The organism is Devosia sp. (genome assembly GCF_017307565.1).
Classification (GTDB): Bacteria; Pseudomonadota; Alphaproteobacteria; order Rhizobiales; family Devosiaceae; genus Devosia.
Genome location: NZ_JAFKHD010000214.1, coordinates 1 through 8,475, shown reverse-complemented (window position 1 = coordinate 8,475; position 8,475 = coordinate 1). Strand labels below are relative to the sequence as shown.

At 63.2% G+C, this 8,475-nt stretch carries 7 protein-coding genes, 1 tRNA gene and 1 pseudogene; 1 reads left to right on the top strand and 8 read right to left on the bottom strand.

Features of this window, described 5'->3' with window-relative positions:
* The 4 genes and pseudogenes from J0I64_RS06845 to J0I64_RS06830 form a co-directional block, all read right to left on the bottom strand.
* Positions 1 to 1,227, bottom strand: a pseudogene (locus J0I64_RS06845) (membrane-bound PQQ-dependent dehydrogenase, glucose/quinate/shikimate family); the annotation flags it as partial.
* Between the two features lie 36 nt (positions 1,228 to 1,263).
* The gene (locus J0I64_RS06840; protein WP_291406849.1) at positions 1,264 to 1,749 is read right to left on the bottom strand and encodes a MarR family transcriptional regulator; all 486 of its coding nucleotides are present in this window, start codon (positions 1,747 to 1,749) and stop codon (positions 1,264 to 1,266) included.
* Between the two features lie 156 nt (positions 1,750 to 1,905).
* Positions 1,906 to 2,709: a nucleotidyltransferase domain-containing protein gene (locus J0I64_RS06835; RefSeq protein WP_291406848.1), complete on the bottom strand. Its 804-nt coding sequence runs from the start codon at positions 2,707 to 2,709 to the stop codon at positions 1,906 to 1,908.
* 98 nt (positions 2,710 to 2,807) lie between these two features.
* Positions 2,808 to 2,882, bottom strand: a tRNA-Thr gene (locus J0I64_RS06830).
* 408 nt (positions 2,883 to 3,290) lie between these two features.
* Between J0I64_RS06830 and murA the strand changes: the two genes are divergently transcribed.
* The gene (gene murA, locus J0I64_RS06825) at positions 3,291 to 4,583 is read left to right on the top strand and encodes a UDP-N-acetylglucosamine 1-carboxyvinyltransferase (RefSeq protein ID WP_291406847.1); all 1,293 of its coding nucleotides are present in this window, start codon (positions 3,291 to 3,293) and stop codon (positions 4,581 to 4,583) included.
* Between the two features lie 126 nt (positions 4,584 to 4,709).
* Here the strand turns inward: murA and J0I64_RS06820 are convergent, their stop codons facing one another.
* Genes J0I64_RS06820 through J0I64_RS06805 form a run of 4 tightly spaced genes read right to left on the bottom strand, consistent with a single transcriptional unit; the run spans position 4,710 to position 8,354 of the window.
* Entirely contained in the window at positions 4,710 to 5,846 is a 1,137-nt protein-coding gene (locus J0I64_RS06820) for an ABC transporter permease (RefSeq protein WP_291406846.1), read from the bottom strand.
* Positions 5,843 to 6,781, bottom strand: coding sequence for an ABC transporter ATP-binding protein (locus tag J0I64_RS06815; protein ID WP_291406845.1), 939 nt, complete (start codon positions 6,779 to 6,781; stop codon positions 5,843 to 5,845). The genes J0I64_RS06820 and J0I64_RS06815 overlap by 4 nt, the downstream gene beginning before the upstream one ends.
* Positions 6,778 to 7,713, bottom strand: a complete 936-nt coding sequence (locus J0I64_RS06810) for an HlyD family efflux transporter periplasmic adaptor subunit (protein ID WP_291406844.1) — start codon at positions 7,711 to 7,713, stop codon at positions 6,778 to 6,780. Before J0I64_RS06810 ends, J0I64_RS06815 begins: the two co-directional genes overlap by 4 nt.
* Entirely contained in the window at positions 7,710 to 8,354 is a 645-nt protein-coding gene (locus J0I64_RS06805; protein ID WP_291406843.1) for a TetR/AcrR family transcriptional regulator, read from the bottom strand. Before J0I64_RS06805 ends, J0I64_RS06810 begins: the two co-directional genes overlap by 4 nt.
* Between the last annotated feature and the right edge of the window lie 121 nt (positions 8,355 to 8,475).

Sequence of the window (8,475 nt, the reverse complement as noted above, 5' to 3'; positions counted from 1 at the left end):
CCAGCTATTGGGTGTCGCCACCGTATAACTTTCGCCATCGGGCGGGAGGCCCGTCAGGTCCTGACGGCCCAGATCCCAGGCCCAGGACATGTCGCCCGTCACCGCATCGAAAGCGCGAATGACGCCTGAAGCCTCGCCCCAGTACTGGCCATCGGTCACCCAGCCACCAATGACCACCTTGCCGCGCACGAAGGCCGGGGCAGAGGTGATCGAATAGTAGCCGCCGATGATCTTGCCTTCAAAGTCATGCATGCCGACCAGCAGGTCGACGCGACCACCCTCGCCGAAATCGGCGCAGAGTTCGCCGGTCTTGGCGTCGAGCGCGATCAGCTTTGCCGTCGCCGTGCCGTAGAGCACACGTTCGGAACAGGCGCCGGTCATGCCCGGAACCTTGTAATAGCTCACGCCGCGGCAGGTGCCGCCATGGCCTTCCGAGCCATCATACATCCAGCGCTCGGCGCCGGTTGCCGCATTGAGCGCAAAGGCCTGGCTAAAGCCGTTGCACATATAGATGCTGTCATCGATCTTGAGCGGGGTCGAATTGTTGGCAGGAATGCGTCCCACATCCACCGACCAGGCGACTTCGAGATTTTTGACGTTGTCGAGAGTGATCTCGTCGAGCGGGCTATATTTCTGCCCACCCTGATCGCCACCAAAATAGGGCCAGTCAGCACCGGTCTGCCCGCGCGCCGCAGCGCCATTGGGTTCTGCCGGGTAAGCGCCAAAGCCGGTCTGGAAGCGCGGATCTTGCGGCAGGCTCGGGGCCGAAATGGCATAAAGCCCGGCGCCAAGCGCCACCGAAACGACGGCAGTGGAAGCAATCAGCCCCGCCGCGCCGAGCGGCACGCGCCCGGCAAAATCCAGCCTGCCGGCAAGCGCATGCTGGCTCCAGGGCAGCAGCAGCCAGATGCCGAAGGCAACCGGAATCATCAGGCGCGGCAGCAGCGCCCAGCCGTCAAAACCGACTTCCCAGATTGCCCAGATCACGGTGATGGCAAGCGCCAGCCCAAAAAGCCAGGCGCCGATGCGCCGGCCCCGGAACAGCAGCACCGCCGAAATCAGGAACAGTAGGCCCGAAATCACATAATAGAGCGAGCCGCCCAGGGTCGCGAGATAGCCACCGCCTCCCACGAAAATCAGGGCCATCACGCCCAGAACCACGGCGAACAGCCACATCAGGCCGCGTTCGACGATGTGAGGCGCCCTCGCCCCACCTTCACTAGTCATAGTCTTCCCCCTAAGGATCGATGTTGTCGTTATTGGTCACGAGGCCGCCTTGACGGGCCCCTTTTCTGCGTAAAGCGCTTCGTTCATGTCGGCGGAAAGCGCCTCGATGCGCTTGAGAAAGCCGGCGATGGCCATCAGGTCGCCATCGGAAAATTCGGTCATACCGGCCTGATATTCCGCCCGGATGCGCTCGTGCAGCGCCAGCGGCTCTGCCGCCGCGACCGCGTCGAGCACGATCAAGACGCTGCGCCGGTCTTCGGGGTGGCGAATGCGCGTGATGTAGCCGGCGCTTTCCAGCCGATCGAGCAACGCCGTGCCGGCGCCCGAGGTCAGGCCGAGGTGGCTGATGATATCGCCCGGGCTCGACGGCTCACCCTTCAGGTTGAGATAGCCGAGGCACCGGAAATCGGTGGGGTGCATGCCCTGCCAGCGGGCCGCCCGCTCCTGCGCTTCTTCGGCGCGACGAATCATGCGGATCAGCGCAATGCCGACGCGATCTTCCAGTTCCGCGCGCACGTCCATGATCACCCCCACCACAAAGAATCTTTACCATCAAGATATTTTGCTGAAGGAAGACTGACAAGCCCATGCCGTCGACGCTTGCGACAGGTTTCGACGCGCAAAAAAGAGGAGCGGACGACAGTTGCCCGCTCCTCTGCTCATTCCGAGATTTACCTGTCAGCGCGCCTTGGGCTCCGCCGAAAACGACAGCTCCAGCCAGGGCAGCAGGCTTTCCGGCATGCCGGACACCGGCCGCTCGGGCGGCGCATCGGCGCGCAGATCAAGATAAAGCCGCGCCGCTGCCTTGAGGCTGCGCGACGCATCCTCGGCCGAATAGGCGGCCACAAGAGGGGCAAGCGCCTCGCCAATCCCCGTCTGTTCAAGCTTGCGCAGCCCGCGCTGCGGCGCGCCATTGCGGCGCTGCAGCATCGGTCCGAGCACCTGTTCGTTGAAAAATCCGATTGTCGCGAGGGCTTCGTGCAGTTCGCCTCGCTGCAATTTTGCAGCCCCATAGTGGAGCCAGGTCCAGGCCCGATCCTCGAACCATTGCGGCGCCCGTTCTGGCCAGACGACAACGGCTCGATCAAGCCCCTCGGTCACCGCCGCCTCGTCCCGCGCCCAGAGCACGAGCGGACGCTCGACCAGGTGCGTGAGGTCTGAAAGCAAGACGAACTTGAGGTCGACATGCAGCAGATCCGGCCCATAAAGGCAGATGAAAAGCCGCGGCTCGCCGACATGCTCGCCGGAAAAGGCGCTCAACAGCTCACCGAGCCCCGCCGCAATCTCGCGACGCCCCGCCATCACCTCGGCATAGGCTGGCGGCTCCACCACGATGACCAGATCAAGGTCAGAGAACGCATCAAAGCCGCCCTGCACCATCGACCCACCCGCCAAAACAGCGGCAATGCGCGGGTCCTTTGCAAGGGTCACGAGAAGCATGTCGAGAAAGGTTCTGTGTCGTTCAGGTATCGTGCCGGTCATCCTGTTCCTCCTGGCCAGCAGGTCAGACTAGGCAAAGAGCCATAACCATGACAAGCCAAGGACTTGGCACCGGTCGACAAAAACAATCTGGAGAAAACTGGTGCTGCCGGACAGGATTGAACTGTCGGCCTCTCCCTTACCAAGGGAGTGCTCTACCACTGAGCTACGGCAGCATCTTTAGGGGTCGCTGGCCGGTTTCGGCGGCGACGGGCGCTCTAGTGCCATAGGGATTTACTCGACGCAAGCGCAAAAAACGCCTATCAACGCCCCTGTGAATCACCGATTGCCAGGAAGGCGATGAGTAAGTCGAACGAAGCAGCTGCCCGAGAGCAAAGATTGGCCGCAAAGCTTCGCGAGAACCTCAAGCGCCGAAAGGATCAGGCCAGGGCGCGCGCTGCCCGGGACGATGCTCCGGCACCCGAAACGAGCACGGTCAAGAAACCGTAAATCATTTTCGGGCGAACTAGGAACGTCACATATTCGCAAGAGCGCGGCTGGTCTGGCTTACGTGGCAACGAAGACCTCGCCTACCTCCCCAACAGGTAGAAGGCCCCTATGGGCCGGTTCAGAGGAACCATTTCATGGATCGTATTCGTTTGGTTGGCGGCAATCCGCTCAACGGGGACATTGTCATTTCGGGCGCCAAGAATGCCGCCCTGCCCCTGATGATCGCGTCGCTGCTCACCGATGAGCCATTGGTGCTCACCAATGTTCCCCGTCTTGCCGACGTAAAGCAGCTCGAACGCATTCTCGAGAATCACGGCGTCGATATCGCCGTGCATGGTCGCCGTCGCGGCGAATCAGATGGCGTGGGCCAGCGCATGACCTTTCATGCCGCCGACATCGTCGATACCACTGCCCCCTATGATCTCGTTTCCAAGATGCGCGCCAGCTTCTGGGTCATCGGGCCGCTCCTGGCCCGCTGCCACGAAGCCCGCGTCTCCCTGCCCGGCGGCTGCGCCATCGGCACGCGCCCGGTCGACCTCTTTCTCTTTGGTCTGAAAGAGCTCGGCGCCGAGATCGATATCGACGAAGGCTATGTGGTGGCACGCGCCCCCAAGGGCGGCCTTACCGGCAATCGCATCGTGTTCCCGAAGGTTTCGGTGGGCGCAACGCACACCCTGCTGATGGCGGCAACGCTCGCCAAGGGCACGACCGTCATTGAAAATGCGGCGCAGGAGCCGGAAATCACCAATGTCGCCGAATGCCTCGTTGCCATGGGCGCGAAGATTTCCGGCATCGGCACCAAGACGCTGACCATCGAAGGCGTTGAAAAGCTGCACGGCGCGAACGTGGAAGTCATTCCCGACCGCATCGAAACCGGCACCTTCGCCATGGCTGCGGCCATGACCGGTGGCGATGTGCTGCTGCGCGGCGCCCGCCCCGAGCACCTGCAATCGGCGCTCGACATTCTGGCCCGCACCGGCGTCGACCTGACCGCCGAAGCTGATGGCATCCGCGTCAAGCGCAACGGCAATGGCATCCAGCCGGTCGATATCGAAACCCACCCCTTCCCGGGTTTCCCGACCGACCTGCAGGCCCAGTTCATGGCGCTCATGACCATGAGCCAGGGCACCAGCCAGGTGCGCGAAACCATCTTCGAAAACCGCTACATGCATGTGGCCGAGCTCGCCCGTTTCGGCGCCGATATTTCGGTCGATGGGCAGCTCGCGACCATCCACGGCAAGCCCCAGCTCAAGGGCGCGCAGGTGATGGCAACCGATCTGCGCGCTTCGGTATCGCTGGTCATTGCCGGCCTAGCCGCCAAGGGCGAGACGATCGTCAACCGCATCTATCACCTCGACCGCGGTTTTGAGCGGCTCGAAGACAAGCTGTCGCGCTGTGGCGCGGAGATTGAACGGCTTGCAGGCTAAGGTCTGACAACAACGCCGATATTTTGGGGCTTCCGGCGAACGCCGGGAGCCCTTTTTGTTTGTGAGGGATCGGCAACGGCTGCCCTACCCACGATGTCATCCGATCGTCCCCGGTGCTGAACGCAATCAGTCCAGCGTCTGCCGATAGCGCAGCATAGCGGCCACGGTGATCACCAGCACGATGATCCCGAGCGCCGTCAGTTCCGCAGTCACATCGAGCGTGCCCGCACCCTTCAGCATCACTTTCCGAATCAACCGAATGAAATGCGTTGCCGGCACGCCGGTGCCGATGGCCTGCGCCCAATGCGGCATGCCGGCGAAGGGGAACATGAAGCCCGACAGCAGGATCGAAGGCAGGATGGTGAAAAAGCTCAGCTGCATGGCCTGCATCTGGTTTTTCGCCACGGTGGAAATGAGAAATCCCAGCGCCAGATTGCCGAGGACGAAGAGATTGAAACCGAGGAAAAAGGCCTGCCAGGTGCCGGTAAAGGGCACATGGAACAGGGCGAAGGCGGCGAGCAGGAACACGCCGGTCTGCACATAGCCGACAAAGACATAGGGCAGGATCTTGCCCAGCATGACCTCGAGCGGGGTCACCGGGGTCGAAATCAGCATTTCCATGGTGCCGCGCTCGCGCTCCTTCACGATGGCGACGGCGGTGATCATCACCATGGTCATGGAGAGGATGATAGCGAGGAGGCCCGGCACGATATTGGTCGAGGTGCGGCCCTCGGGATTATATTGCCGGTGCACAATGACATCGAAGGGCGGCGGCGCCCCGGCGGCGGGCGAGAGGGGACCCGTAAGGCTTTGCGCAATGGCGCCATTGACGATGCCGCTCATGGCGGCGGCCGCGCCGCTGACGGCCGAGGGGTCGGAGGCGTCGGCAGCAATCAAGAGGTTTGGCCTCAGGCCCCGCACCACGTCGCGCTCGAAATCGGCGGGGATGACGACGACGAAATTGGCCGTGCCGCGCCGCAGCGCTTCCTCGCCGGCATCGGGCCCGCGCACCTGGCCGATGAAGTCGAAATAGCCCGAGGTATCCATGCCCGCGAGGAGGGCCCGGGTCAGCGGCCCGTCATCATTGACCTCGACCAGCGTTGGCAAATGCCGCGGATCGGCATTGATGGCAAAGCCGAAGAGCAGCAGCTGGACGATAGGCAGGCCGATCATCATGCCGAAGGTGACGCGGTCGCGCCGCATCTGGATGAATTCTTTCCAGAGCACGGCGATGAAGCGGCTGAGAGAAAAGCGCAGGTTCATGTTGCGTCCCGCGAGAAATTGTCCCGCGCTCCCGCCATGAGGTAGATGAAGGCCTCTTCAAGCCCGGCCGGCACCTCGCTCCAGCGCTGGCTCTTGTTGGTTTGGTATTTTGCGACCGTGGCGGCCAGCGCTGCGCCGTCGGTGCCCGAGACATGAAGGGCCGAGCCAAACCGCGCCACCTGCTCCACTCCTGGTTCGCCCTGCAAAGCATCTTCGAGCGCCACGAGTTCGGGCCCCTCGGCCCGCCAGGTCTTGAGGCCAACCGTCGTTGGAATTTCAGTCGCCCGGCCGTCGATCAGTTTTTTGCCGTAGGCAATATAGGTGATGAAATCGCACTGGATGGCTTCGTCCATATAGTGCGTGGAAACGAGCACGGTGACGCCGGCCTTGGAGAGCCGCCGGATTTCGTCCCAGAAATCCCGCCGCGCCTTGGGGTCGACGCCGGCCGTCGGTTCGTCGAGCAGCAGCAGTTTGGGGTCGTGGATGAGGCAGGCCGCGAGCGCCAGTCGCTGCTTCCAGCCGCCAGACAGCGTGCCCGCCAATTGCCCGGCGCGATCGGCGAGCCCCAGATCGGCCAGCGCGCCATCGACCCGGTTTTTGCGATCCTTCACCCGGTACATCCTCGCCACGAAGTCGAGATTTTCGCGGATGGTGAGGTCTTCGTAGAGGCTGAATTTCTGGGTCATATAGCCCACTTCGGCCTTGATCCGCCCGGCGTCGCGCCGCACGTCAAAGCCGAGGCACTGCCCCTCGCCCGCATCGGGCACCAGAAGCCCGCAGAGCATGCGGATGGTCGTGGTCTTGCCTGACCCATTGGGTCCCAGGAACCCATAGATGGCGCCCTTGGGCACGGCGATGTCGAAATGATCGACCACCGTCTTATCGCCAAAGCGCTTGGTCAGCCCATGCACATCGATGACGCGTTCTTCGCTCATGGCAGCACGGTGACCGGCTGGCCGGGCTGGAGCTTGGCGTCGTCCCCGAGACGCGCCTGCACGAGATAGACAAGCCGGCTGCGCTCCTCGGTCGAATAGATCACTGGCGGGGTGGTCTGCGCTTCACTCGCCACATGCACGATGGTCGCCGACATTCTGGCGCAGCCATCGCAGGTGACGGTCACGGCCTGCCCGACCGTCAGCCCCGACCGGGCAGCCTCGGGCACAAAAAACCGAGCCTCCAGCGCGCCGGCCGGCAGGATCGAGGCAATCGGAGTGCCCACCGCTGCCACTTCGCCGGCGGAAAAGTAGAGTTTTTCGATGATCCCGGCGGCCGGGGCATAGACCTGCCGCTCGCTGAAATCGAGCCGCGCGCCCTCGGCATCGGCTTCGGCCGCCGAGAGGTTGGCTTCCGCCGCCACCTGCTGGCCCGAGCGCGCCGGCAATTCGGCGACCGCCAGCTGCGCCTTGAGCTGGTTCACCTGCGCTTCGGCCGAGGCCACGGCATTGCTGTCGACCTCGACCTTGGCGGCCGAAACCGTACCGCCCTTTTCGAGCTGCTGGCTGCGGGTCAGGTTGGTTTTGGCCAGGGCCAGGTCCGCCTCGGCCTTGCTCAGCGAGGCGCGGATCACGTCAAGCTCTTCGCTGCGGCTGCCGGTTTCGAGATTTTCGAGCGTCGCCCGCGCCGCCGCCACCCGCGCTTCGGCCGCTGCCAAAAGCGCCGATTGCTGACTCTGATCGAGCCTGACCAGCAGGTCGCCTTCGGCCACCGCCTGCCCCTCGATCACCGCAATCGTCGTGATCCGTCCGGCGCTGACCGGGGCCACATAGACATAATTGGCCTCGATATAGCCGGTGAAGCCGGTGGGGTCGGCATTGGGCGTAAAGAAAGCCAGGATCGCGGCAAACAGCCCGCCAAAAAACTCGCTCATGGCGTCTCCTCTCCGCCCGCAGGCGAAATACCGTGAAACAGAATATCGAGGTGGTTCTCCACCAGCCGGTCGAGCGCCAGCCCGTCTGCAGGCCGCACTCCAAAAACCTCATTCAGCGCCACATGGGCAATGATCGGCCCGATGATGGAGCGCACCGTCATTTCCGGATCGACCTGGCGCAATTGCCCCGAGGCCACGCCGCGCGCCACCAGCGCCATCAGTGCCGGAATGACCTTGCCCAGCACCTCGCGCCGATAGAGTTCGGCAATGTCGGGAAAATTCATGATCTCGCGCAGGATCAGCCGGGGCAGAGCCATGTTTCGCGGATCGGCCAACAGGTTCTGCAGCGTCCCCACCAGCATGGCGATGGGCAGGCGTGGATCGCCGTCGAACTGGGCCATATCCGGCACCGCCCGCTCGGCAATCGGGGCCACTGCCCGCCGCACGATCCCCTCCATCAGCGCTTCCTTGGATGGAAAATAGAGATAGACCGTGCCCTTGGAGACACCTGCGCGCCGCGCCACCTCGTCCACCTTGGTCGCGGCAAAACCCTTCTCCGAGAATACGGCCAGTGCCGCATCCAGCATCTCGTCCGGCCGCGCCTCAGCCCGCCGGCGGAATTTCTTGTCGGTGGTGTTCATAGGAAAATTATAACTGACTGACCGGTCAGTTATCAATAGGCATCCACCGGACTTCCCCTCGCCCCTTGCGGGAGAGGGACAGACCAACTTTGCGTTCAGCAAATTGGTCAGGGTGAGGGGT